Source organism: Bradyrhizobium sp. MOS001, from assembly GCF_004634465.1.
Classification (GTDB): Bacteria; Pseudomonadota; Alphaproteobacteria; order Rhizobiales; family Xanthobacteraceae; genus Bradyrhizobium; species Bradyrhizobium barranii.
This window is the reverse complement of sequence record NZ_SPVJ01000009.1, coordinates 145,612-170,027: the sequence shown is the minus strand read 5'-3', so window position 1 is coordinate 170,027 and position 24,416 is coordinate 145,612. Positions and strand designations below refer to the sequence as shown.

The following is a 24,416-nucleotide window of genomic DNA, read 5'->3' as shown; positions in this document are numbered from 1 at the left end:
GGGAGTTTCTTGATGGTCACGATCCAGGTCCAGAACCTCATCGACTTCGTCGGCGAGGTGTTTGGTCACGCAGACTCCTCGCCGGAGGAAGCGAAGCGGATCGCGACCTATCTCACCACGGCCAATCTCACCGGCCATGACAGCCACGGCGTGATCCGCGTGCCCGTCTACATCCGCTGGAAGAAGACGGGTTTCGTGGTCCCGAACCAGAACGCAGAGGTGGTTGTCGACACGCCTTCGCTCGCGGTGGTCGACGGCAAGTTCGGCTATGGCCAGACCGTGACGCCGCAGGCGGTCCGGATCGGCATCGAGAAATGCAAGAAGGCGGGCCTTGCCGCGGTTGCGCTGCGCAATGCCGGTCATATCGGCCGCGTCGGCGACTGGGCCGAGATGGCTGCCGCCGAAGGGTTGGTCTCGGTGCATTTCGTCAATGCGGCCGGCTCGCTGCTGGTGGCGCCGTTCGGCGGCGTCGAGAAGCGGCTCTCCACCGCGCCTTACTGCGTCGGCATCCCGCGCGAGGGGCAGGATCCGATCGTGCTGGATTTCGCCACCTCGGTCGTCGCCGAAGGCAAGGTGCTGGTCGCGAGCCGCGGCGGCAAGAAGCTGCCGAAGGGCGCACTGGTCGATGCCGACGGGACCCTGAGCGAGGACCCGACCGTGCTCTACGGGCCCTTCACGCCGGAAGGGCCGCGCGATCACACCAAGGGCACCGGCGCGATCCGTGCCTTCGGCGACCACAAAGGCTCGGGTCTGGCCTTCATGTGCGAGCTGCTCGGCGGCGCGCTGACCGGAACCGGGGCCACCTCGGGCGGGCGGCGCTTTGCCAACGGCATGCTGGCGTTCTATGTCGATCCGAAGGTGATTGATACCTCCCATGTGTTCGACGCAGAGGTATCGCGCTATACGGACTTCATCCGTGCCACCAAGCCGATGGCAGGGGTCGATCAGGTGCTGATTCCCGGCGATCCCGAGCGGAAAACCCGGGCCGAGCGCACCAAGAACGGCATCCCCTTGCCGGATGACACCTGGGCGGCAATAGTGAACACCGCCCGCGAGGTCGGCGTCAGCGAAGTCAGCATCCAGCGGGCGACCGCATAGGCCTTGCGTCATTGCGAGCGTAGCGCGGAGCCCCGGTTCGCGGTAACAGCAGAGCCGTGCTGTCGCGGCGCTCGTCATGGTGACGAAGGTCCAAACAACGGTCCAAGCAACAAAAGAAGGAAGGCAACGTGGCGAACAAGGTCAAGGAAATCTGGAAGTCGGGCAAGGCCGTGGTCAACGCGTGGCTCGCAATTCCCTCCGGCTTCTCCGCCGAGATGATCGCGCAATGCGGCTTCGACAGCGTCACCGTCGACATGCAGCACGGCGTGCAGGACTATCTCTCGATGGTGCAGTGCTTCCAGGCCATGGACAAGCATCCCGTGACCCCGATGGTCCGCGTGCCCTGGAACGAGCCCGGCATCATCGGCAAGGTGCTCGACGGCGGCGCCTATGGCGTGATCTGCCCGATGGTCAACACGGCGCAGGAGGCCAAGAACCTCGTTTCCTATTCCAAGTATCCGCCGCAGGGCGTCCGCTCCAACGGCCCGATCCGCGCCGGCATGTACGGCACCGCGGGCTCCTACCAGAAGACCGCGAATGCCGACACCATCCTGCTGCCGATGATGGAGACCAGGACCGCGGTCGAGAACATGGAAGCGATCCTCGACGTCGAGGGCATCGATGGCGTCTATATCGGCCCGTCCGATCTCGGCTTCTCCTACGGCCTCGAGCCCAAGCTCGACCGCACCGAGCCGGAGATTCTCGCGATCTACGACAAGATCATCAAGGAATGCGCCAAGCGCGGTCTCAACCCGGGCATCCATTGCAGCGGTGCGGAAGGCGCAGCGCGTGCGATCAACATGGGCTTCAAGCTGGTGACGTTGTCCAACGAAGTCGGCCTGATGACGACCTACGCCAAGATGCAGGTCAACGCGACCCGCAAGGATTCGGCCGGGAAGGCCTGATCTCGTGTCCCGGACGCGATGCGGCGCCTAGCGCCGCTTCGCAGAGCCGGGACCCAGTTGCTTGCGAAAGAAACGACACATGGGGCCCCGGCTCAGCAGCGCACCGTTTCACGCTGCGCTGCGTCCGGGGCACGATAGTTTTGATACAGGAGACCTGCCATGACCATCAGCCCCGTCATTCGCCTCCATCCCGATGATGGCGTGCTGATCGCGCGCGCGAGCCTGCCGCCGGGAACATTGGTTGCCGACGGCGTGACCACGGTCGAGCGCATTCCCTCCGGCCACAAGGTCGCGATCAAGCCGATCGCAGTGGGCGAGCCGGTCAGGCGCTACGGACAGATCATCGGCTTTGCGACGGTGCCGATCGCGCCGGGCCAGCACGTGCATACGCAGAACTGCGGCATGGGCGATTTTTCCAAGGACTATGCCTATTGCGCCGACGTCAAGCCGACGCCGAACTTCGATCTGCCGGCAACCTTCGAGGGCATCCGCCGCCCGGATGGCCGCGTCGCCACGCGCAACTATATCGGCATCCTCACCTCGGTGAATTGCAGCGCGCATGTCGCAAGCCTCGTCGCCGACGTCTTCAAGAAGAATCCGTTCACCGGCGACAATCCGCTCGCCGACTTCCCCAATGTCGACGGCGTGGTCGCGCTGACCCATAAGACCGGCTGCGGCATGACGCAGAACGAGCCCTTGGCGCTGCTCCGCCGCACGCTCGGTGGCTATGCGCGTCACGTCAATTTCTCCCACGTCATCGTGCTTGGGCTGGGCTGCGAGGTGAACCAGATCGGCGGCCTGATGGAGGAGCAGAAGCTCGCCGGCCGCCTGCGCGCGATGGACATCCAGGAGGTCGGCGGCACCCGCAAGACTGTCGAAGCGGGTATTGCCTTCGTGCGTGAAGCTCTCGCGGACTCCAACAAGGTCAAGCGCGAATCCGTGCCCGTCAGCGAACTCACCGTGGCCCTGCAATGCGGCGGCTCGGACGGCTATTCCGGCGTATCCGCGAATCCGGCGCTTGGGGCTGCCAGCGATCTCATCGTCCGTCACGGCGGCACCGTGATCCTGTCCGAGACGCCGGAGACCTATGGCGCCGAGCATCTGCTCACGCGCCGCGCCGTCAGCCGCGAGGTCGGCGAGAAGCTGGTCGATCTCATGCGCTGGTGGGACGCGTATACCGAGCGCGAGGGCGCCGAGATGAACGCCAATCCGAGCCCCGGCAACAAGGCCGGCGGCCTCACCACCATTTTGGAGAAATCGCTCGGCGCGATGGCCAAGGCCGGCACCACCAATCTCGTCGACGTGCTGCGCTATGCCGAGCCCATCACCAAGAAGGGTTTCATCTTCATGGACACGCCCGGCTACGATCCGGTCGCGGCGACCGGCCAGGTCGCCGGCGGTGCCAATCTGGTCTGCTTCACCACCGGCCGCGGCAGCGTGTTCGGCTGCAAGCCGGCGCCCTCGATCAAGCTTGCCACCAACACGCCCATGTACAAGCGCATGGAGGAGGACATGGACGTCAATTGCGGCACCATCCTCGAAGGCGAGGAGAGCGTCGAGCAATGCGGCCAGCGCATCTTCGAGCTCATCCTGAAGACGGCGTCCGGACAGCCGACCAAGAGCGAGAGCTTCGATTTCGGCGGTGCCGAATTCGCGCCCTGGGTGCTCGGGGCGACTATGTGAGGCTACGCGGCAGTTACGGAATGGTGACCGACAACGCCCGGAAGTAGCTTGCCGGAACATGGTCGCGCACGAAGCCGGGCAGTACGTCGGATTGGTCGAGCGTCCGCGGGTCGATGTTGCGGAGTTCCTCGATGCTTGGGATCTTCAGGTGGAAATTGCCTCCGGTAAGAAGGGTACCAAGCCCGACTAGGTTGAAGCTGGGGTCGTTTCCCTCTTTCGACGCCGGCACCTGACCTGCGAAGGTCGAGCCAGACGCGCAACGCAGCATTCGGCCGACGTGGCGGAAGTTGCCTCGCAGGCTGGGTGGAACGGCCGGGACGATGTCGTTACCGTTGACGAGCCGGAACGTGCTTTCGCTGAGAGGCTCGTAGGCTTCAAAGAAATCCTGACCGCCGGTTCGCGGCCCGCCAAACGTGTAAATGGCGGTTGCCCGTAGGCCAGCATCCAACGCCCGCAGTGCTGAGATATTTGCCAAGGCGCCGCCCATGCTGTGTCCAGTAAAGAAGAGCGGCTGTCCGGCGCCGCCACTCCTGATCGCGACTTCGATGTCTGATCGGACTGCATCGACGGCTTCGGCAAATCCCTTGTGAAGAACATTTTGACTTGGTGCGAGGGTGAAGTCGGTGATCCAATCCTTGATACTGAGCGGATCGGTGCCGGAGAGTGTGACGAAAGTCGCGCCGCGTCCGACGGCGACAATGAAGCGGGCTTTTGGCGGTACCAAACCTGTAGCGGGAGTGTCGGCACCGAAGCCGCGCATCTCTAGCCCCAGTGCCGTCAGGATATTGTCTACCTTGTCGCGGTCGTCGGTCTCGTAGGCGAGCTGCGACAACCACATCATGGCTTGCGCGTTTTCCGGTGTGAAACCTGGAGTGACAGTGAAACCATCGAGCGCGTCGGCGCGATAGGAAGCCCGCGGGAATCTGACCAGAAAGCTCATCGGAAACATCTCCTCTTTCAGGCCGCGCCACGCGTCGAGACGTTGCGCGGCAACCATTACGAACGGGAGAGTCCATCATGCGCAAAGCGGCGCGTCGGGCGCGGCTTGTGCAGGCAATGGTTCATTCGATCATAGGTAGATCACTTCGGCAAGTGTAACTCGCAATTCAGCCCGCGGCGTAGGCAACCCGTGCCCGTTGTTAGTGCTTGATCCCACCCGGAACCGGTGTTCTGCTCAAAAAAGCTGCTGGAGCACCGCACCCCGTGTCGATCTACGTCGCATTACACCACGTCACGCACTACAAATACGACCGCCCGATCGATCTTGGCCCGCAGACCATCCGCCTGCGGCCGGCGCCGCATACGCGCACGCCGGTTCTGAGCTATTCGCTCAAGGTCACTCCGGCCAATCATTTCGTGAACTGGCAGCAGGATCCGCAGGGCAATTGGCTCGCGCGCTACGTCTTTCCGGAGAAGACGACCGAGCTGAAATTCGAGGTCGATTTCACGGCGCAGATGACCGTGGTCAACCCGTTCGACTTCTTCGTCGAGCCTTATGCCGACAGCTTTCCGTTCGAGTATTCGAAGGATCTGAAGACCGAGCTCGCGCCGTATCTCGAGACCATCAAGCCCGATCGCCTGTTCGCAAAATTTCTCGACGCGATCCCGCCTGAAGCCCCGAACACCGTCAACTTCCTGGTCGATCTCAATCGCGAGCTTCAAAAGCACGTCCGTTACATCATCCGCATGGAGCCCGGCGTGCAGACTCCGGAGGAGACGCTCTCCTCCGGTGCCGGATCGTGCCGCGACTCCGCCTGGCTCCTGATCCAGACCTTCCGTCATCTCGGTCTCGCGGCCCGTTTCGTCTCCGGTTATCTCATTCAGATACGCCCCGACATCGATCCGATCGAGGGACCGCCAGAGGTCGAGAACGATTTTACCGACCTGCATGCCTGGGCCGAAGTCTATTTGCCCGGCGCGGGCTGGATCGGCTTCGACGCGACCTCGGGTATGCTCGCGGGCGAGGGGCACATCCCGGTTGCGGCCACGCCGCACTATCGTTCGGCGGCGCCGATCTCCGGCGGCGCCGGCTTTGCCGAGGTCGAGTTCGAGTTCGACATGAGCGTGAAGCGCATCCGCGAGGCGCCGCGCATTACAAAGCCGTTCTCCGACGAATCCTGGACGCGGCTCAATGACCTCGGCGAGCAGGTCGACGGCGATCTCGCCGCGCAGGATGTCCGGCTGACCATGGGCGGCGAGCCGACCTTCGTCTCCGTCGACGATCTGGAAGCGGCGGAATGGAACACCGAGGCCGTCGGCCCGACCAAGCGCGCGCTCGCCGACGATCTGATCCGCCGCTTGCACACGCGCTTCGGGCCGGGTGGCCTGCTGCACTTCGGCGAGGGCAAATGGTATCCCGGTGAAAGCCTGCCGCGCTGGGCCTTTGGCCTGTACTGGCGCAAGGACGGCGTACCGATCTGGAAGAATGCCGATCTGATCGCCAGGATCGAGAATCCGCGGCGCGCCGAGGTCAAGGACGCCCAGGAATTCGTGGAGGGCGCGGCGGCGCGGCTCGGACTTGATCCCGGCTACGTCATCCCAGCCTATGAGGACACCGCGTACTGGCTCCAGAAGGAAGCCGAGCTTCCCCTCAACGTCGATCCGTCCGACTCCAAATTATCCGATCCCGAAGCCCGCGCGCGGATGGCGCGCGTGTTCGACGAGGGCCTCAACACGCCGCGTGGCTTCGTGCTGCCGGTGCAACGCTGGAACGCGCCGCCGCGCTGGCGCAGCGAGCGCTGGCAACTCCGGCGCAATCATCTGTTCCTGATGCCGGGCGATTCACCGCTGGGCTTGCGCCTGCCGATCGGCTCGCTCGGCTACATCCCGCCCAACCAATATCCTTACATCGTCGAGCAGGATCCGTTGGAGCCGCGGGGCAAGCTGCCGGTGTTCACCCTCGCCGCGCGCCCGGAATCGCCGCCGCAGGTCGCGCCCGAGCATCTCAACACGTCCGTCCCCGTCCGCACCGCGATGTCGGTCGAAGTCCGCGACGGCGTGGTCTGCGCCTTCATGCCGCCGGTGGAGCGCATCGAGGATTATCTCGAGCTGGTCGCGGCCCTCGAAGCGACCGCCGAGGAGATGCAGATCCAGGTTCACGTCGAAGGCTATCCGCCGCCGTTCGATCCGCGCATCGAGGTGATCAAGGTGACGCCCGACCCTGGTGTCATCGAGGTCAACATCCAGCCGGCCAAGAGCTGGCGCGAGGCGGTCGACATCACCGTCGGGCTCTATGAGGACGCCGGCAAGACACGCCTCGGCGCCAACCGCTTCCTGGTCGACGGCCGCCACACTGGCACCGGTGGCGGCAACCACGTCGTGGTCGGCGGCTCCAGCCCGCAGGACTCGCCGTTCCTGCGCCGGCCTGATCTCTTGAAGAGCCTCGTGCTGTACTGGCAGCGGCATCCGTCACTGTCCTATTTCTTCTCCGGCCTGTTCATCGGCCCGACCAGCCAGGCGCCGCGCATCGACGAAGCCCGGCACGACAGCATCTACGAGCTCGAGATCGCGCTCTCGCACGTGCCGCCACCGGGCTACCAGACGCCGCTGTGGCTGGTGGACCGGCTGTTCCGGCACCTGCTCGTCGACATCACCGGCAACACCCACCGCGCCGAGATCTGCATCGACAAGCTCTATTCGCCCGATGGCACCACTGGCCGGCTCGGCCTCGTCGAATTCCGCGCGCTCGAAATGCCGCCCGATCCGCGCATGTCGCTGGCGCAGCAGTTGCTGATCCGCGCGCTGATCGCAAAATTCTGGCGCGAGCCGCAACAAGGCAAGTTCGTGCGCTGGGGCACTGCGCTGCATGATCGCTTCATGCTGCCTCACTTCATCTGGCAGGATTTTCTTGACGTGCTTTCTGAGTTGAAGCAGTCCGGCTATCCCTTTGAGCCGGAATGGTATCTGGCCCAGCTCGAATTCCGTTTCCCCGCCTTCGGCCGCGTCCATCATGGCGGCGTGACGCTGGAATTGCGTCAGGCGCTGGAGCCCTGGCACGTGCTGGGCGAGGAGGGCTCGGCCGGCGGCACGGTGCGCTACGTCGACAGTTCGGTCGAACGACTTCAAGTGAAAGCTGAGGGCTTTGTCGAGGGCCGCCACATCGTGACCTGCAACGGCCGCCGCCTGCCGATGACCTCGACCGGTCGCTCGGGCGAAGCCGTGGCCGGCGTCCGCTTCAAGGCCTGGCAGCCGGCCTCCGGCCTGCACCCGACCATCCCCGTTCACGCGCCCCTGACCTTCGACCTGATCGACACCTGGAACGGCCGCTCGCTGGGCGGCTGCGTCTATCACGTCGCCCATCCCGGCGGGCGCAGCTACGACACCAAGCCCGTCAACACCTACGAGGCCGAGGCGCGGCGGCTGGCGCGCTTTCAGGACCACGGCCATACGCCGGGTCCGATGCAGCCCCCGCCCGAGGAACGCACAAATGAGTTTCCGCTGACCCTCGACTTGCGGACCCCGCTCCTGCAATGAGAATGATGGTGGGGCAGGGAGAGGCGCATGGGCGAGGGCGCAGCCGAGCAGGACGACAAGACGGGTAAGGCGCGAGGTCAGCGCGAAGGCCAGCGCCGCCTCGCGCAATGGGTCCGCGACTATAGCCGCCTGCCCGGCATCCCCGACGAGTTCCTGGGGCCCGACGGCGCCCCCCGCGCGGTCTGGAGCCGCTTCTTCGACGCCTTCGGCGCGCTCGCGCCGGACGAGATCGAACGGCGGTTCGGCATGGCCGACCGCCATTTGCGCGAGGCCGGCGTCACCTACCGTGCGCCCGGCGACAGCGCCGATCGGCCGTGGTCGATCAGCCATCTGCCGCTGCTGATCGACGAGGCCGACTGGAAGCAGCTGTCCGCCGGCATCACCCAGCGCGCCGAGCTGCTCGAGCTCGTGCTGCGCGACATCTATGGCGAGGGGCGGCTGGTCGCGGAAGGCGCGCTGCCGGCCGCCGCGATCGCCGGCAGTCCCGAATATCTCCGTCCCGTCTGTGGCGTGCCGCCGCCGGGCGGGCGCTATCTCTCGCTCTATGCCGCCGATGTCGGCCGCGGACCCGACGGGCGCTGGTGGGTGCTCGGCGACCGCACGCAGGCGCCCTCAGGCGCGGGCTATGCGCTGGAGAACCGCCTGGTGCTCTCGCGCGCCTTCTCCGATCTCTACAAGTCGATGAACGTGCCGCGCGTCGCGCCGTTCTTCGAGGCGTTTCGCGACAGCCTGCGTGCGCGCGCCGATCGCGACGAGCCGCGCATCGGCGTGCTCACGCCGGGCAGCTTCAGCGAGACCTATTTCGAGCACGCAACCCTGGCGCGCTATCTCGGCTTTCTGCTGGTCGAGGGCGACGATCTCGCCGTCAGCGACAACCGTATCCACATCCGCACCGTCGCCGGCCTCAAGCGGCTCGACGTGCTCTTGCGCCGGGTCGATTCCAACTCGCTCGATCCGCTCGAGCTCGATGCCTCCTCGCATCTCGGCGTGGCCGGCCTGATCGACGTGCTGCGCAAGGACGGCGTCGTCGTCGCCAACATGCCGGGCTCGGGCGTGCTGGAGGCGCGCGCGCTGCTCGGCTTCCTGCCGGCCCTGAGCCGCCGCCTGCTCGGGCAAGAGCTCAAGATGCCGCATATCGCGACCTGGTGGTGCGGCCAGCGCAACGCGCGCGACGAGGTGTTGTCACGGCTCGACGAGGTCGCGATCGAGGGCGCCTATCGCCGCGGCGTTCCCGGCTTCGACAGCAATGGCCCGGTGCTCGCGAGTGAGCTCGACGCCGCCGGGCGCCAGCGTCTCGTCGACGCCATCAGCGCGCGCGGCATGGACTATGTCGGCCAGGAGATGGTGCGGCTTTCGACCATGCCGGTGTGGGAGCAGGGCCAGCTCACGCCGCGTCCCTTCGTGCTGCGCGTGTTCGCGGCCGCGACGGCCGACGGCTGGGCTATCATGCCCGGCGGCTTCTGCCGGATCGCCGAGCAGGCGGACGCGCGCGCGGTGTCGATGGGCGACGGCGCGCGCGCCGCCGACGTCTGGGTGGTCTCGGACAAGAAGGTCTCGATCGCGACGCTGCTGCCCGCGACCGACAAGGTGCGGATCCGCCGCATCGCCGGCGTGCTGCCGAGCCGCGCCGCGGACAATCTGTTCTGGCTCGGCCGCTATCTCGAACGCGCCGAGGCAACGCTGCGGCTGGTGCGCGCGCTGGGTTCGCCGAGCGGGCCCAACAAGGGCACCGCTGCCTCGCTGCAATCGGCCGACCGCATCCAGCGCCTGCTGGTGGCGTGGGGCGCGATCTCGCAGGCCTCGCGCACGGCGCCGGGGCGCATCGTCGCCGAAGCACTGCAGAGCCCGGAGCGTTTCGGCTCGGCGCTGTCGCTGGTGCGCGCGGCGCAGCGCACGGCGACATCCTTGCGCGAGCGGCTGTCGCCCGACGCCTGGCAGGTCATCACCGAGATGGCCGATCGCCTCGCCTACGAGGTCGAGGACGACGACGACGTGCTGAGTGCGGCCGAACTGACCTTGCAGGAGCTTGCGAGCTTGGCGGGGCTGGCGCAGGAGAACATGAACCGCGCCGCCGGCTGGCGCTTCCTCGATATCGGCCGCCGCACCGAGCGCGCCATCAACACCACGCGCTTCGCGCGCCAGTTCGCCTATGACGAGGCCTGCGACGAGGACCTCGATATCCTGCTGACGCTGGTGGATTCCCAGATCACCTACCGCTCGCGCTATCTGCTGGCGCCGATCCTGGCGCCGGTGCGCGATCTCGCCGTGCTCGACAGCTACAATCCGCGTTCGGTCGCGTTCCAGGTGACGACGCTGAACGAGCACATCGCTTCGCTCCCGAGCCTGAAGGAGCACGGCCTGATCGAGCAGCCGCAGCGGCTCGCGGTGGCGGTGCAGTCCATGCTGGCCACCGCGGAAGCCGAGAAGCTCGAGGTCAAGACCCTGTTCTCGCTGGAGCAGGACCTGCTCAGCCTCGCCGAGGCGATCGGGCTGCACTACTTCCCGCACGGCCCCAATGCGAGCCGGCCGGAAAAGCTGACGGGGCTGGCGTGATCTACGACATCCGTCACGTCACGACTTACGAATACGAGAGTCCGGTCAGCTTTGCCCGCTGCACGCTGCGGCTGGAGCCGAAGAGCGGCGACGGTCAGGAGCTGATCTCGCACAGGGTCGAGATCCGGCCGCGCCCGTCCGAGCGCCACGTCCGCCGCGACTTCTTCGGCACGCTCACCGAGAGCGTCGTGATCGAAACCGCGCACCGAAACTTGCGCATCGACTCGCGCTCGCGCGTGTCCGTCTCGCGCAAATCGCCGGCGCGCGATGCCGTCAGCCCGCCCTGGGAAAGCATCCGCGACATCGCGTTTGAAGCAACGAGCCTCGGGCCGTCCTCGCCGGTCGGCTACGTCTTCGCGAGCCCGCTGGTGCCGGTGCTGCACCCCGTCAGCGCCTATGCGGCCACGAGCTTTGCGCCAGGCGCAGGGATCCTCGCCGGTGCGACCGATCTCATGCATCGCATCCGCACCGAATTCCGCTACGATCCGAAGGCGACGGTGATCTCGACGCCGCTTGGCGAGGTCTTCGACAAGCGCCACGGCGTTTGCCAGGACTTTGCCCATGTGATGATCGCAGGGCTACGCGGGCTCGGCCTTCCGGCTGCCTATGTCAGCGGCTATCTCCGTACCATTCCGCCGCCGGGCCAGCCGCGTTTGCAGGGCGCCGATGCCACCCATGCCTGGGTGTCGCTGTGGTGTGGGGCTGAGCTTGGCTGGGTCGATTTCGATCCGACCAATGATTTGCTGGTCGCCAACGATCACATCGTGCTCGCGGTCGGCCGCGACTTTTCCGACGTCTCGCCGGTCGACGGCATCATCGTCGGCTCGCCGAAGCAGAAGCTCGGCGTCGCCGTGGACGTGCTGCTGGTGGAATAAAAGCGGTCTTGACGGGCCCGGCCAGGCTGTGTCGCGCCCCGACTGCAACCGTGATGTCGCAGGGCACAACAGCAACATATTTCCGTAAATTCGTCCCGGCGTTTGGTCACTTGGCCCAAGATGGGCTATGCTGGCCGTTGCGTCGAAGACACGAAATGAGACGTCGGGAGCTGGCGTGGGACACCACCGACGAGCGGGGCTGCATCCATGATGACGTTACCGAGACTGGCGGCTGAATCCCTGGAGAAAGTGCTGGGCTCGTTCATGCGTCGCAGGTACGGCGAGTCTCCCGCGAACATCGTCGAGAGCGCGACGCGCACCGCGATGGAGTGCATTGGCAACAGCGACGCGCTCTACCACAATGTCGAGCACACGATGCTGGTGACCCTGGCGGGCCATTCCATCCTCAGCGGCCGATATCTCCACACCCACCTCGAGGCCGCGGATTACGTCCACATCCTGATCGCGTGCCTCGCCCACGACATCGGCTATGCCCGGGGCCTGTTCGAGGAGGATGACAATGACGGCTTCGTGATCGACGCGGCGGGCACCAAGGTTTCATTGCCGCGCGGCGCCTCGGATGCCAGCCTGATGATGTATCATGTCGACCGGTCGAAGCTCTATGTCATGCGGCGGCTGCAGCATATCCCGGGGCTGGACCCGGAACGCATCGCCAGCGCCATCGAGGGCACTCGCTTCCCGGCCCGCGAAGGCCAGGAGTACGACGACGAAGCCTCGATCCTGCGTGCCGCCGATTTCATCGGCCAGCTCGGCGATCCCAACTATCTGCGCAAGGCCAACGCGCTCTATTACGAATTCGAAGAGGTCGGCATCAATCGCCAGCTCGGCTACGACTCGCCCGCCGACATCGTGAACCGCTATCCACAATTCTACTGGAACAGCGTCGCACCGCACATTCAGACCGAGATCGGCTACCTCAACAAGACCGAGATCGGCCGGCAGTGGATCGCCAATCTCTACAGCAACGTGTTCCGCGCCGAACGCGAGATCTCGCTGTCTGGCCCGCAGAAATAGCCCCCGTAGCCCGCATGGAGCGAAGCGGAATGCGGGGACGCCTGTATCCGCGAATCCCGGATTGCGCTGCGCTCCATCCAGGCTACGGCCTCTCAACTCCGTGAGCAAATCATGCAACAAAAAACCATCGCCACGGATATCCTCGACATCGCCTATCTCGAATACGGCGCACCGGATGGCTGGCCCTGCATCATGGGCCACGGCTTTCCCTACGATGTGAACGCCTATGCCGAGACCGCGCCGCTGATCGCGGAAGCCGGCGCGCGGGTGCTTGTGCCCTGGCTGCGCGGCTACGGGCCGACGCGGTTCCGGTCCGCAGCGACGCTGCGCTCCGGTGAGCAGGCGGCGCTCGGCGCCGATCTGCTGGCTTTCATGGATGCGCTTCGCATCGAACGCGCGGTCGTCGGCGGTTACGATTGGGGCGGACGCGCGGCCTGCGTGGTCTCGGTGCTGCATCCCGAGCGCGTGATCGCCCTCGTCTCCGGCAATTCCTACAACATCCAGAACATCGCGCGTGCGATGGAGCCGGCTTCGCCACCGGAGGAGGCGGCGCTCTGGTATCAATATCTCTTCCACAACGAGCGCGGCCGCCGCGCGCTGGAGCGCAACCGGCGCGGCTTTGCGCGCCAGCTCTGGGCGATGTGGTCGCCGAAATGGGGCTTCGACGACGCGACGTTCGAAACGAGTGCGGTGGCGTTCGACAATCCTGATTTCGTCGATGTCGTGATCCACTCCTACCGTCATCGCTATGGGCTGGTCGAAGGCGATCCCGCCTATGCCGCGATCGAGGCCAAGCTCGCCGCGCAGCCGCCGGTCCGTGTCCCGACGATCGCGGTCGACGGCGACAGCGACGGCGTCAATCCCGGCACCGCCCATCATGCGCCCAAATTCGAAGGCGTGTTCGAACGGCGTGTCTTCGCTGGAGCCGGCCACAACCTGCCGCAGGAGCGGCCTGCCGAATGGGCGCGCGCTGTGCTCGACGTGCGGAAAGCAGCCTCGTAAAGCCCGGCTTTCCCGCCCCGCCGCCCGGTCGCCCGATTTTTCGCGACTTCGGGAACCTTTTCCGATTGCAGCCGTCCAAGCTGAGGGACCGCCAGATGTGCGCGGCCCATTGCAGGGAGGCTATTGATGAATTCACATGCGCGCAGGTTGGAGGGCGTCGCGGTGGCGCAGCTGCCGGGCGAACGGCCTGGCAGGGCCGAGGTCGAGCAGGCGGTCCGGACCATGATCCGCTGGGCGGGCGACGATCCCGCCCGCGACGGCCTGCACGACACGCCGGACCGGGTTGCGCGCGCCTTCGCAGAGTATTTTTCCGGCTATGCGCAGGATCCGACCGAAATCCTGCAAAAGACCTTTGAGGAGATCGAAGGCTATGACGAGATGATCGTCCTGCGCGGCGTTCGCTTCGAAAGCCATTGCGAGCACCACATGGCGCCGATCGTGGGCCGCGCCTGGGTCGCCTATATCCCGCAGGGCCGCGTCGTCGGCATCAGCAAGCTCGCGCGGGTGGTGGATATCTACGCAAAACGCCTCCAGATCCAGGAGAAGATGACCGCGCAGATCGCCAATACGATCAACGATGTGTTGAAGCCGGAAGGCGTCGGCGTCATCATCAAGGCGACGCATCATTGCATGACCACGCGTGGCGCGCACAAGCCTGGGACCGATCTCGTCACCAGCCGCATGCTGGGCGTGTTCCGTGACAACGCGTTGACGCGCCAGGAGCTGTTGGGGCTGGCCAATTCGGACGCGTGATCCGCGCGGGCCGAGCTGAAGGAGACGACACCATGACCGAGCACAAGACGCCGAGCGGGCCGGACCTCACCAGGGGCGTGTTGCTAACCGCGTTCGAGGACGGCAAGCTGCTCGGCCATGTCGGCGAGGAAGATGTGCTACTGTTAGCCGCAGATGGCGAGGTCTTCGCGATCGAGCCGTCCTGCAGCCACTATCACGGTCCGCTCGCCGAAGGGCTGGTCGTGGGCGACACGATCCGCTGCCCCTGGCATCACGCCTGCTTCTCCTTGCGCACGGGCGAAGCCACCCGCCCGCCGGCGCTGAACGCGCTGGCGGTCTGGGAGGTCACGCGCGACCAGGACAGGATCTCGGTTCAGCGCAAGCGCGAGATGCCGCAGCCTGCAGCGTCACATCGCAGCGCGCCGACGCCGGAAAAATTCGTCATCGTCGGCGGTGGTGCGGCCGGCTTTGCGGCCGCCGAGACGCTTCGGCGCGAGGGCTTTGCCGGCGCCATCACCATGCTGAGCGATGATGGCGCGATGCCGGTCGACCGGCCGAACCTCTCCAAGGATTACCTCGCCGGCAGTGCACCCGAGGATTGGCTGCCGCTGCGGGGCGAGGACTATTATCAGGACGCGGGCATCGATCTCAGGCTCAACACGAACGTCGCAGCGATCGATCCGAAGGCGCGCACCATCACGCTCGGCAATGGCGACAAGCTGCCGTTCGACCGGCTGCTGCTCGCGACCGGCGCCGAGCCGGTCAAATTGCAGATTCCGGGCGCGGACCAGCCACACGTGCACACCTTGCGCACCGTTGCCGACAGCCGCGCCATCATCAAGGCGGCGGGTAGCGCGAAGCGCGCGCTGGTGATCGGCGCCAGCTTCATTGGCCTCGAAGTCGCGGCCTCCTTGCGAGCGCGCAAGCTGGAGGTGCATGTGGTTGCCCCCGAGAAGCGGCCGATGCAGCGTGTGCTCGGCCCCGAGATGGGCGACTTCGTCCGCGCGCTGCATGAAGAGAACGGCGTCCACTTTCACCTCGAGGACACCGTGGAAAAACTCGAGGGCAAACGCGCCACGCTGAAGAGCGGCAGCGTGATCGAGGCCGATCTGGTCGTGGTCGGGATCGGCGTCAGGCCGCGCCTTGCGCTCGCCGAGCAGGCGGGGCTCGCCATCGATCGCGGCGTCAGCGTGAACGAATATCTCGAGACCAGCGCATCGGGCATCTTCGCGGCCGGCGACATCGCGCGCTGGCCCGATCCCCATTCGGGCCAGAACATCCGCGTCGAGCACTGGGTGGTGGCGGAGCGGCAGGGCCAGGCCGCGGCGCGCAACATGCTCGGCAGGCGCGAACGCTTCGACGCCGTGCCGTTCTTCTGGTCGCAGCACTATGACGTTCCGATCAACTATGTCGGCCATGCCGAGAGCTTCGACGACATCGCGACCGACGGCAGCATCGACGGCAGGGATTGCCTGCTGAAGTACCGCAAGGGCGGGCGCGTGCTGGCGGTTGCTTCGATCTATCGCGATCTCGATAGTCTCAAGGCCGAGCTCGACATGGAGCGCTCGCGCGCGTGAGGCGCCCCGTCCGCTCTTGACTTAAGTCAATGGGGGCTCCCGCGGGGGCTGCTCTACTGGCTGTTGTCCCAGCGCGGCTCGTGCTATCCTGAGATGTGCCTTGGGACTTCGCATGCAGGAGTAGCCGTCATGACAAGTGCTTCGGATACGTCTCCAAACTTGGGTCTTGGGTCCGGCATTGCTGCGCTGCACGCCAAGTGGGGCTGGATCGTCGCCCTCGGCGTCGTCTATCTCATCACCGGCTTCATCGCGCTCGGCAGCATGATGATGGCGACGGTGGCGAGCGTGCTCGTGGTTGGTGTGATGATGATCATCGCCGGGGTCACCGAGGTGATCGGCGCGTTCCAGATGAAGAGCTGGGGCAAGTTCCTGATCTGGGCCTTGCTCGGCGTGCTCTATATCGTCGCGGGCTTCCTGACCTTCGAGAACCCGTTGTTCGCCGCGGTGCTGCTTACCTTGTTCCTCGGCGCGTCGCTGCTGGCCTCGGGCGCCGTCAGGCTGTTTCTCGCCTTCAGCATGAAAAGGGAAAGCCCGTGGGTGTGGGTGGCACTGTCTGCGGTCATCACCCTGCTGCTCGGGCTCTTGATCCTGGCGCGCTGGCCGGTCAACAGCGTCTATATCCTCGGCCTGTTCCTCGGCATCGACCTGATCATGGCCGGCGCCGGCTGGGTCAGTCTGGGCTTTAGCCTGCGGCGGCGCCATTAAGGCTTGATCCGGAGAAGGACCGTGGTCGCCCAAGAGCGCGATGACGGTTCATCCAGATTTCATCGCGCGTCGGGCGACGCTGAGGGATTGTCATGCGCTGGTTTCATCTTGCCGTGATCGTGTTTTTCGCCGCAGCGACCATCGTCTTCGCCGTGCAGAATCTCGACACGGTCACGATCTCCTTCTTCAAGATGAATCTCAGTCTGCCGCTCGCGCTCCAAACCCTCGTTGTCTATCTCGTTGGAGCCGCGACCGGCGGCAGCCTGTTCGCCCTGCTGCGGCGTTCATACGCAGGTTCCAAACGAGACGTCGAATGAACCAGCAACTCGACGCAAGACCATCTTGCGGAACTCCGCTGATCTGACGTGCTGGCAAAAAGCAGCACGCCGCGCGGTCGCCTCGCGTGGACGATCATCACCGGGGAGAAACCATGAGAGCCGCTTTGGTCCTGGCCGCAGCGCTAGCTGCCGCCTGCCTGTCCACGCCCGTCTCCGCGCAAAAGTCCTACGGTCCCGGCGTCAGTGACACCGAGATCAAGATCGGCAACACCATGCCCTATAGCGGCCCCGCATCGCCGCTCGGCATCACCGGCAGGGTGATCTCCGCTTATTTCGATGAGGTGAACGAGAAGGGCGGCGTCAACGGCCGCAAGCTCAACCTGTTGTCGCTCGACGACGCCTTCTCGCCGCCGAAGACCATGGAAGCCGCGCGACGTTTGGTCGAGGGCGACGGCGTCGCCTTCATCTTCGCGACCATGGGCACGGCGCCGAGCTCGGCGATCGCAAAATACCTCAACAGCAACAAGGTGCCGCAGCTGTTCCTGATCAGCTCGGCCTCGAAGTGGAACGATCCCGCCAACATGCCGTGGTCGATGGCGCTGCCCTGGGCGCCGAACTACACCAGCGAGGCCGCGATCGACGTCGCTTACGCCCGCGCCAAGAACCCGAACGCGCGTTTCGCGGTGCTCTATCAGAACGATGACGCCGGCAAGGAATATTTTCGCGGTGTCAAGGAAGCGCTTGGTGCCGACGCCGACAAGGCGCTCGCGATGGCCTCGAGCTTCGAGGTCACCGATCCCACCGTCGATTCCCAGGTGCTGACGCTGGCCAACACCAAGGCTGATGTCTTCATGATCTATTCGGTGACGCCGCGCGCCTGCGCGCAGGCGATCCGCAAGGCCCATGAGGTCGGCTGGCAGCCGACGCGCTTCCTCGCCTCCGGCTGCGCCAACAAGGCGACCGTCATGGTCCCTGCGGGCCTCGATGCCGGCAAGGGCGTGCTGTCGCTCGGCTCGCTCAAGCCGTTTGTCGAGCAGCCGAAGGACGACCCGTCGATGACGGCCTATATCGACTTCATGAAGAAGCGCCTGCCCAATGCCGACATCAACAATGTCGCCGGCCTCTACGGCTACACCGTCGCCGAGGCACTGGTCGTCCTGCTCAAGCAGTGCAAGGACAATCTGACGCGCGAGAACATCATGGCGCAGGCGGCGAACCTCAAGAACGTGCCGCTGTCGCTCTTGATGCCCGGCATCACCCTCAACACCACACCGCAGGATTTCCGCCCGATCAAGGACGGCTATATGCTCCAGTTCGACGGCAACGACTGGATCGTGGCGAGCGAGCTCTTGCGCGGGACGTGAGGGGGCGTTCTCTCCGCGAACTCGGAATCGTAGGGTGGGCAAAGGCGCACTTGCGCCGTGCCCACCACCGATCCAACACCGAAACAGAAACGTGGGCACGCTTCCGCCTTCGCTCTTCGAGCTACGGCGGACAAGTCGCTTTGCCCACCCTACGACACCGCTAGCAAAGCGGCCACACAGACGGTGCACCCTCTCCCCTTGTGGGAGAGGGTGGATGCGCGAAGCGCAGCCGGGTGAGGGGTGTCTCTCCTCACGACTGCTTGTGCGAGTGGATACAACCCCTCATCCGGCGCTTCGCGCCACCTTCTCCCACAAGGGGAGAAGGGAAGAGCTAAGCGCAGCGAACAGGAGACCACCATGGACTTTCAACACTCCGCCCGTTCGCTGGAGCTGCAGGAACGCGTTCGCCAGTTCATGCTTGCGCATGTCGAGCCGGTCGAGGAGCTCTATTACGAGCAGGTCAAGCCGGAGGCCGCGCGCTACAAGACGCCGCAGGTCCTCCAGGACCTGAAGCGGCTGGCACGCGAGCAGGGGCTCTGGAACCTGTTCCTGTCAGGCGAGCACGGCCAAGACCCTGACAACACTGGCCTCACCAATCTCGAATATGCGCCGGTGAAGGAGATCATGGGCCGCATCCTCTGGGCGCCTGAAATCTTCAACTGCTCGGCCCCTGATGTCGGCAACATGGAGGTGCTGGCGAACTACGGCACGCTGGCGCAGCAGGAGCGCTGGCTGAAGCCGCTGCTGGAGGGGCGCATCCGCTCCGGCTTCTCGATGACGGAGCCGCAGGTCGCCTCCAGCGACGCCACCAACATCCAGTGCGAGATCAAGCGCGACGGCGGCGACTACGTCATCAACGGCCGCAAATGGTTCACGTCAGGCGCGATGAATGAGGATTGCGAGATCCTGATCGTGATGGGCAAGACCGCGCCCGACGATCCCGACCGCCATCGCCAGCAATCCATGATCCTGGTACCCAAGGCGACGCCCGGCGTGCGCATCGTCCGCGACATGCTGACCTACGGCTACGACGACGCGCCGGTCGGCCATCCCGAGATCGTCTACGAGAATGTCCGTGTGCCGGCCGAGAACATCCTGCTCGGCGAGGGCCGCGGCTTCGAGATCGCGCAAGGCCGGCTCGGCCCCGGCCGCATCCATCACTGCATGCGCTTGATCGGCTGCGCCCAGCGTGCGCTGGAATTGATGTGCCAGCGCTCGGTGTCGCGCACAGCCTTCGGCAAGCCGCTCGCAGACCAGGGTTCGGTGCGCGAGGACATTGCGCACTCCTTCTGCGAGATCGCGCAGGCGCGGCTCCTCACGCTGCAGGCCGCCGACAAGATGGACCGCGAAGGCAACAAGGCCGCGCGCGACCTGATCGCCGCCGCCAAGATCGTGGTGCCCAGCATGGCCGCTCGCGTCATCGACCGCGCCATCCAGATCCACGGCGCCGCCGGCGTCTCGCAGGACACCTTCCTCGCCCGCGCCTACGTCTATGCCCGCTTCATCCGCATTGGCGACGGCCCCGACCAGGTGCACCTTGCCGCGGTCGGCAAGGAGCTGATCAAGCGCGGCGGAGTGATGGGGTAGGGCCTGACCCTCTCCAGGAGCGCGTGCACCTTGATGTGGGATGAACGCTCATAGCGGCGCGCAGGATGCCGCGCGCAACCCCGGCGTCTCGCCATTCGACCTGACATTTAACCATGAAACGGCACTGTTTCAGGTCGTTACCGTATTGTTTCAGATCATTGTAGCACAATAGTAACGACTCTCGATTGAAAGTGGCGCTGAGTACGCGCAGCGGCAGGTTCGCGCACGGGTGAGAGAGAACAGACCGCTTCCGTTCGAGGAGAGGGCCTTTGCCGGCGTCAAAAGAGGCGGTCACGCCCCTGGCCATGTCAGGAAGCACGTTTAGCATGAGCTACCGCTGGATCATCGTGTCGGCGATCCTGCTGATGGCCTTGCTCGTTCAAATGCCTGTCGTTCTCAACGCGGATTTGAGCTGCCTGCTGACCGAAGGCGAGAAAGTTCTCGATGGCGGAAAGCTCGGCGTCGACGTCTTCGAACTGAATCCGCCGCTGTCGGTCTATTTGTACATGCCGGCGTTGCAGCTTGCGCGCATCACCGGCATTGCCCCCGAGATCATCGTGATCATCCTGGTGATGATCGAGATCGTTGCCGCACTCGTCATCATCGATCGTGCCGCTGCGGCGGCAAAGCTGGAAGCCGACGAGAGGAGCATTACGGCGTGCGTGCTAGCATTCCTGTTCGCAATTTTTCCCAGCGCCGTATTCGGACAGCGTGAACACATCGCCGTCATTGCGATGACGCCTTTCGTCGCCATCGCTGCGATCCGCTGGCGCGGGCTTGCGCCCGGACCGGTTGCGATCCTGGCGGGACTGGGTGCCGGGTTGGGCATGAGCCTGAAGCCCTACCTTACCCTCGTGGTCGGCCTGCCGATCATCCTCTGCGTCCTCCGTCAACGCTCCATCAAACCCTTGTTCACACCCGAAGCGTGTGCGGCCGCTGCTGTCGTGATCGGCTATGGAGCGGTGCTCGCCATCTTCTTTCCGGCTTATCTGTTGACCTTTGCCCCGATGGTTACTGCCGCTTATGTGCCATTGAGGATGGATTTCGGCGATCTGCTTTTTTTCCCGGCCGTTATGCTGGTCGCTTCCGTCGGCCTCGTGCGCCTGTTGGCGCCGCAGGACTTCAAATGGGAAGGCGGCGCAACGCCGTGGCTGGCCGCAGCGGTTGGCGGAGCGGCGAGTTTCATCATCCAGGGTAAGGGCTGGACCTACACGGCATTTGCGCTTTGCATGTTTGCGAGTGCCGCGCCATTGCTGCAGGCTCGCACGAAGACGTTGCGCCTGCCTGTCATGATCTGCGCCCTTGCTGCGATTGTGTGCATCGGCTCCCGTTTGTCCCTTCAGGTGCGGCCGTTCCCGCCACTGGAGGGGCGTATCCTGGCCCTTGCAAAGCATCCGCGGCTGATCACGATCGGCGATCACGTCGCTCTCGGGCATCCGCTCGTCCGTCAGATCAATGCGACCTGGGCGGGCAACACGTGTGGGCAGGCGTTGGCGGCCGGCTCAATGCTCCAACAGAAGAGCTCGCAACTGCCTGAGGGTGAGCGAGCGAAACTGGACGGCATCATCAATTTCGAGCGGCGGCTGCTGTTGGCGGACCTGCGGGCCGGTCGGCCGAATGTGATTCTCGTGGATACCTATCTGCTGAGCTCAATGCCGTTCGATTGGCTGGCCTGGGCCAATTCGGATCCCGACCTCAAGGCGGAGTTGAGCCGTTATCGTGAAGTCGCGGATGCCGACGGCCGCGTTCGCATCTTGGTCGATCCATCCGGCTCGGAATGATAGTCCCGTCTCGCTCGATGTGAGCTGTCGATGGCAGTGCTTGCCGGGCTGCAGTGGCTAATAGCCGCTTTCGTTTGCTTGGCCGCTTATTCGTGGTGGCCGACGTCACGTCCCTAAGGGGCCGGTCCAACGCAATTCGGGTGTGCAATGGCGAGACTCATCACGCTTGCTGGTTTGCCGGGGGTCGGCAAGTCAAGCATTGCCCGGGTTCTGGCGCGGCGTACCGGAGCCGCCTGGCTGCGGATCGATTCGATGGATCAAGCGATCTGGGCATCCGGTACTGCACCGGCTGATCTGCTGGACTGGACCTATCGCGCCGCTCAGGCCGTCGCGACAGACAACCTCGCCCTCGGCCTGGACGTGATTGCCGACTGCGTCAATGATTGCGAGGAGGCGCGGGAAGGCTGGCAAATCGCTGCGCGAAAGGCTGGCGCCGAGATCGCCTGGATCGAGGTGGCGTGCAGCGATGCAGACGAGCACCGACGCAGGATTGAGACGAGATCGACCGACATTGCCGGGCTGTCGTTGCCCGGCTGGAATGCGGTCGCCGGCCGAGCGTACGCTCCGTGGGAGCGCGATCATTTTACGGTCGACACAGCACGGCGCAGTCTCGAGCAGTGCGTGGAAGAAGCGCTCGGCCTGCTTGACCGTCGGTAGCCGCTTCTGGCGCCTCCTTCCGCAAACACAAGTCTACTGAAGCTGACCCAGCTCATCCATGGCGCCTGACGCCGCCACGATGACATCATGCCAGTGTTTTGCCCGACGAGTCAAAGCGATTTCGTAAAATCAGTAGTCATCCGAGCGCGAAGCCAAGCCATTGATATCGCTGGCCCCGGCTACTGTGCATGGGGTTGTTTTTCAGTTTTGGTTCTGGCAGGCCTGCCGCCGGCCTCATGGCGCCGCGGTGCGCCGGATCATTTCGCCTTCATCATCCCGCTTTGGCGATACGGCTGTCGGCCGCTCCCGAACGCAGGTTCTGGAAGAACTTTTCCACCTCGCGCGACAGCGTGTCCGCCGTCTCCGTGAGGCTGCTCGCCGCCGTCAGCACGGAGGCTGCCGCCGTGTCCGTCTCGCCGATGGCGTCGCGCAGCGAGGTGATGTTGGCGACCAGGGTCTCGTTGCCCTGCGCGGCCGATTGGGCGTTGGACGAGATCTCGCGCGTGGCGGTGTCCTGCTGGCCGATGGCGCCGGCGATTGCCGAGGTGACGTCGCTGATCTCGCGCACGGCGCCGCCGATCTCGCGCACGGCATCGACCGCGTTGCGGGTGGACGCCTGGATCATCGAGACGTTCTCGCCGATCTCGGCGGTCGCCTTGGCGGTCTGACCCGCCAGCGCCTTCACTTCGTGCGCAACGACGGCAAAGCCGCGGCCGGCGTCACCGGCGCGCGCGGCTTCGATGGTGGCGTTGAGCGCGAGCAGATTGGTCTGCTCGGCGATGGCCTGGATCAGGTTGAGCACGCCGTCGATGCGCTGGGTGGCGGCCGCGAGGCTTTCGATCTCGGAGATCGACTTCTCGGTGCGCTGACCGGTCTGCTCGACCGCGCTTGCGGACTGCCGGACCTGGCGGCCGATCTCCACCACCGACGCCGACAGCTCCTCGGCTGCGCCTGCCACCGCGGTGACGTTGTGCGAGGCCTGCTCGGTGGCGTTCGCCGCGGTGCCGGCGCGGCTGTTGGCATCCGCTGTGACGCGGGTGATCGTCTGCGCGGTCTCGCGCATGACAGAGGCGTTGTCGCTGAGGCCGCGCATGATCGCGCCGATCGCCTCGCGAAACGCGTCGACGGATTGCTCGATGTGGCGGGCGCGCTGCTCGCGCGCGGCGGAGTCCTGCGAGACCTGCGAGGCGAGATTGCGGTTGCGGCCCATCGCGTCCTGGAAGATCTGGATGGCGCGTGCCAGCGCGCCGATCTCGTCGGCGCGGTCAGAGTGCGGTACCACGACATTCTCGGCGCCGTCCGCGACCTGCTCGATGGTCGCGGTGATGGCGGAGAGGGGACGGGCGATCGAGCGGGCGATGATGACGATGCCGATCACGACGAGGGCCAGCGCGACGCCGCCGAGGCAGGTCAGCACGAAGGAGAGGGTGCGATTGGTCTCGGTCTCTTGCGCGATCTGTCTGGCGCGTTCGGCATAGACCTTGTACAGTGCCTCGAGATCCTTGTTCAGCGCCGAGCGCACGGCGCGATTGGCGTCGTTGTCGCCCCATTCGCGGCCCGCGGCCGCATTGATCTCGACGCCGCGGCGCACCAGCTCCTTGCGGAACTCGACGAACTGCTCGATGCGCTTCTTGAACGTGGCGAACTGCTCGGCATCGTCGGCTTTGACGATGGTCTCCCAGCGCTTCACGACGTCCAGGATCTGGGCGTTGAACTTGAGCAGGCCTTCGCCGTATTTCTTCACGACGGCCGGTTCGGTCGACATGTAGACGCCGCGCGATTCCATCACGACCGCGTAGACCAGCGAGTTGACTCGCTCGACATTGAGCGCGGCGGCGTTCGCCGTCTCGATCGCGCTCGTCAACTCGGCGCTGCGGCGGCTGTTGTAGTCGGACAGCGTCGCGATCGCCGCCGTGAGCAGCGCGAACAGCGCGAAGATCGCGTAGAGCTTGGTCGCAAGCGTGAAACGGCCTGCCACCCCCGTGGCATTCCCAGATCGGTCGGTTGTCATGCTTTTCAGAGGCCCCAATGGCCGGCAGTGGCCGGAGAGCGCGGTCGTATAAAATTGATGCAAAACTATGCAGAATGAAGATGGACGCCGTCTTAACGCC

Annotated in this window: 18 protein-coding genes; 16 read left to right on the top strand and 2 right to left on the bottom strand. The window is 65.1% G+C overall.

From position 1 onward, the window contains the following. Positions 1–12 precede the first annotated feature (12 nt). From CT676_RS15670 to CT676_RS15660, 3 genes are all read left to right on the top strand, one after another. Positions 13–1,098 (top strand): malate/lactate/ureidoglycolate dehydrogenase, encoded by a 1,086-nt coding sequence (locus tag CT676_RS15670; RefSeq protein WP_085403904.1) that lies wholly within the window; start codon positions 13–15, stop codon positions 1,096–1,098. 128 nt (positions 1,099–1,226) lie between these two features. Beyond that, positions 1,227–2,003 carry an aldolase/citrate lyase family protein gene (locus tag CT676_RS15665; RefSeq protein ID WP_028157190.1) on the top strand — a complete coding sequence of 259 codons (777 nt, stop codon included), beginning with the start codon at positions 1,227–1,229 and terminating at the stop codon, positions 2,001–2,003. Between the two features lie 159 nt (positions 2,004–2,162). Beyond that, entirely contained in the window at positions 2,163–3,686 is a 1,524-nt protein-coding gene (locus CT676_RS15660) for an altronate dehydratase family protein (RefSeq protein WP_071915717.1), read from the top strand. A 13-nt stretch (positions 3,687–3,699) separates the two neighbouring features. Here the strand turns inward: CT676_RS15660 and CT676_RS15655 are convergent, their stop codons facing one another. Continuing rightward, entirely contained in the window at positions 3,700–4,626 is a 927-nt protein-coding gene (locus tag CT676_RS15655) for a lipase family protein (RefSeq protein WP_161495909.1), read from the bottom strand. 263 nt (positions 4,627–4,889) lie between these two features. Between CT676_RS15655 and CT676_RS15650 the strand changes: the two genes are divergently transcribed. The 13 genes from CT676_RS15650 to CT676_RS15585 all read left to right on the top strand — a co-directional run bounded on the left by CT676_RS15650 (position 4,890) and on the right by CT676_RS15585 (position 22,305). Further along, complete coding sequence (locus CT676_RS15650; protein WP_135214868.1) at positions 4,890–8,159, top strand: transglutaminase family protein; 3,270 nt, start codon at positions 4,890–4,892, stop codon at positions 8,157–8,159. A gap of 27 nt (positions 8,160–8,186) precedes the next feature. Beyond that, positions 8,187–10,712 carry a circularly permuted type 2 ATP-grasp protein gene (locus CT676_RS15645; RefSeq protein ID WP_135214867.1) on the top strand — a complete coding sequence of 842 codons (2,526 nt, stop codon included), beginning with the start codon at positions 8,187–8,189 and terminating at the stop codon, positions 10,710–10,712. Then, the gene (locus tag CT676_RS15640; RefSeq protein ID WP_085403900.1) at positions 10,709–11,587 is read left to right on the top strand and encodes a transglutaminase family protein; all 879 of its coding nucleotides are present in this window, start codon (positions 10,709–10,711) and stop codon (positions 11,585–11,587) included. Before CT676_RS15645 ends, CT676_RS15640 begins: the two co-directional genes overlap by 4 nt. 207 nt (positions 11,588–11,794) lie before the next feature. Next, positions 11,795–12,622, top strand: a complete 828-nt coding sequence (locus CT676_RS15630) for a metal-dependent phosphohydrolase (protein WP_085403899.1) — start codon at positions 11,795–11,797, stop codon at positions 12,620–12,622. Positions 12,623–12,733: 111 nt separating this feature from the next. After that, positions 12,734–13,624: an alpha/beta hydrolase gene (locus tag CT676_RS15625; protein WP_085403898.1), complete on the top strand. Its 891-nt coding sequence runs from the start codon at positions 12,734–12,736 to the stop codon at positions 13,622–13,624. 126 nt (positions 13,625–13,750) lie between these two features. Continuing rightward, positions 13,751–14,377 carry a GTP cyclohydrolase I FolE gene (gene folE / locus CT676_RS15620; protein WP_071915711.1) on the top strand — a complete coding sequence of 209 codons (627 nt, stop codon included), beginning with the start codon at positions 13,751–13,753 and terminating at the stop codon, positions 14,375–14,377. Between the two features lie 32 nt (positions 14,378–14,409). Further along, the gene (locus CT676_RS15615; RefSeq protein WP_135214866.1) at positions 14,410–15,933 is read left to right on the top strand and encodes an FAD-dependent oxidoreductase; all 1,524 of its coding nucleotides are present in this window, start codon (positions 14,410–14,412) and stop codon (positions 15,931–15,933) included. Positions 15,934–16,062: 129 nt separating this feature from the next. After that, on the top strand, positions 16,063–16,638 hold the full coding sequence (locus CT676_RS15610) for an HdeD family acid-resistance protein (RefSeq protein WP_014496836.1): 576 nt from the start codon (positions 16,063–16,065) through the stop codon (positions 16,636–16,638). Between the two features lie 92 nt (positions 16,639–16,730). After that, a complete protein-coding gene (locus tag CT676_RS15605; RefSeq protein ID WP_014496835.1) occupies positions 16,731–16,955 on the top strand; it encodes a hypothetical protein in 225 nt (74 codons plus the stop codon). Positions 16,956–17,068: 113 nt separating this feature from the next. Beyond that, a complete protein-coding gene (locus tag CT676_RS15600) occupies positions 17,069–18,280 on the top strand; it encodes an ABC transporter substrate-binding protein (RefSeq protein ID WP_041955751.1) in 1,212 nt (403 codons plus the stop codon). A 357-nt stretch (positions 18,281–18,637) separates the two neighbouring features. Then, the gene (locus CT676_RS15595; RefSeq protein WP_135214865.1) at positions 18,638–19,867 is read left to right on the top strand and encodes an acyl-CoA dehydrogenase family protein; all 1,230 of its coding nucleotides are present in this window, start codon (positions 18,638–18,640) and stop codon (positions 19,865–19,867) included. A gap of 326 nt (positions 19,868–20,193) precedes the next feature. Then, positions 20,194–21,648 carry a hypothetical protein gene (locus CT676_RS15590; RefSeq protein ID WP_085403895.1) on the top strand — a complete coding sequence of 485 codons (1,455 nt, stop codon included), beginning with the start codon at positions 20,194–20,196 and terminating at the stop codon, positions 21,646–21,648. 147 nt (positions 21,649–21,795) lie between these two features. After that, positions 21,796–22,305, top strand: a complete 510-nt coding sequence (locus tag CT676_RS15585; RefSeq protein ID WP_085403894.1) for an AAA family ATPase — start codon at positions 21,796–21,798, stop codon at positions 22,303–22,305. 271 nt (positions 22,306–22,576) lie between these two features. Here CT676_RS15585 and CT676_RS15580 read toward each other — a convergent pair whose 3' ends face one another. Continuing rightward, complete coding sequence (locus CT676_RS15580; protein ID WP_085403893.1) at positions 22,577–24,316, bottom strand: HAMP domain-containing methyl-accepting chemotaxis protein; 1,740 nt, start codon at positions 24,314–24,316, stop codon at positions 22,577–22,579. Positions 24,317–24,416: the final 100 nt, after the last annotated feature.

Bases quoted from the DNA above. Each gene is read 5' to 3' on its own strand.
- CT676_RS15670 (WP_085403904.1), top strand. From the start codon at position 13: ATGGTCACGATCCAGGTCCAGAACCTCATCGACTTCGTCGGCGAGGTG.
- CT676_RS15660 (WP_071915717.1), top strand. From the start codon at position 2,163: ATGACCATCAGCCCCGTCATTCGCCTCCATCCCGATGATGGCGTGCTG.
- CT676_RS15655 (WP_161495909.1), bottom strand. From the start codon at position 4,626: ATGAGCTTTCTGGTCAGATTCCCGCGGGCTTCCTATCGCGCCGACGCG.
- CT676_RS15645 (WP_135214867.1), top strand. From the start codon at position 8,187: ATGGGCGAGGGCGCAGCCGAGCAGGACGACAAGACGGGTAAGGCGCGA.
- CT676_RS15630 (WP_085403899.1), top strand. From the start codon at position 11,795: ATGATGACGTTACCGAGACTGGCGGCTGAATCCCTGGAGAAAGTGCTG.
- CT676_RS15625 (WP_085403898.1), top strand. From the start codon at position 12,734: ATGCAACAAAAAACCATCGCCACGGATATCCTCGACATCGCCTATCTC.
- folE (WP_071915711.1), top strand. From the start codon at position 13,751: ATGAATTCACATGCGCGCAGGTTGGAGGGCGTCGCGGTGGCGCAGCTG.
- CT676_RS15615 (WP_135214866.1), top strand. From the start codon at position 14,410: ATGACCGAGCACAAGACGCCGAGCGGGCCGGACCTCACCAGGGGCGTG.
- CT676_RS15610 (WP_014496836.1), top strand. From the start codon at position 16,063: ATGACAAGTGCTTCGGATACGTCTCCAAACTTGGGTCTTGGGTCCGGC.
- CT676_RS15605 (WP_014496835.1), top strand. From the start codon at position 16,731: ATGCGCTGGTTTCATCTTGCCGTGATCGTGTTTTTCGCCGCAGCGACC.
- CT676_RS15600 (WP_041955751.1), top strand. From the start codon at position 17,069: ATGAGAGCCGCTTTGGTCCTGGCCGCAGCGCTAGCTGCCGCCTGCCTG.
- CT676_RS15595 (WP_135214865.1), top strand. From the start codon at position 18,638: ATGGACTTTCAACACTCCGCCCGTTCGCTGGAGCTGCAGGAACGCGTT.
- CT676_RS15590 (WP_085403895.1), top strand. From the start codon at position 20,194: ATGAGCTACCGCTGGATCATCGTGTCGGCGATCCTGCTGATGGCCTTG.
- CT676_RS15585 (WP_085403894.1), top strand. From the start codon at position 21,796: ATGGCGAGACTCATCACGCTTGCTGGTTTGCCGGGGGTCGGCAAGTCA.
- CT676_RS15580 (WP_085403893.1), bottom strand. From the start codon at position 24,316: ATGACAACCGACCGATCTGGGAATGCCACGGGGGTGGCAGGCCGTTTC.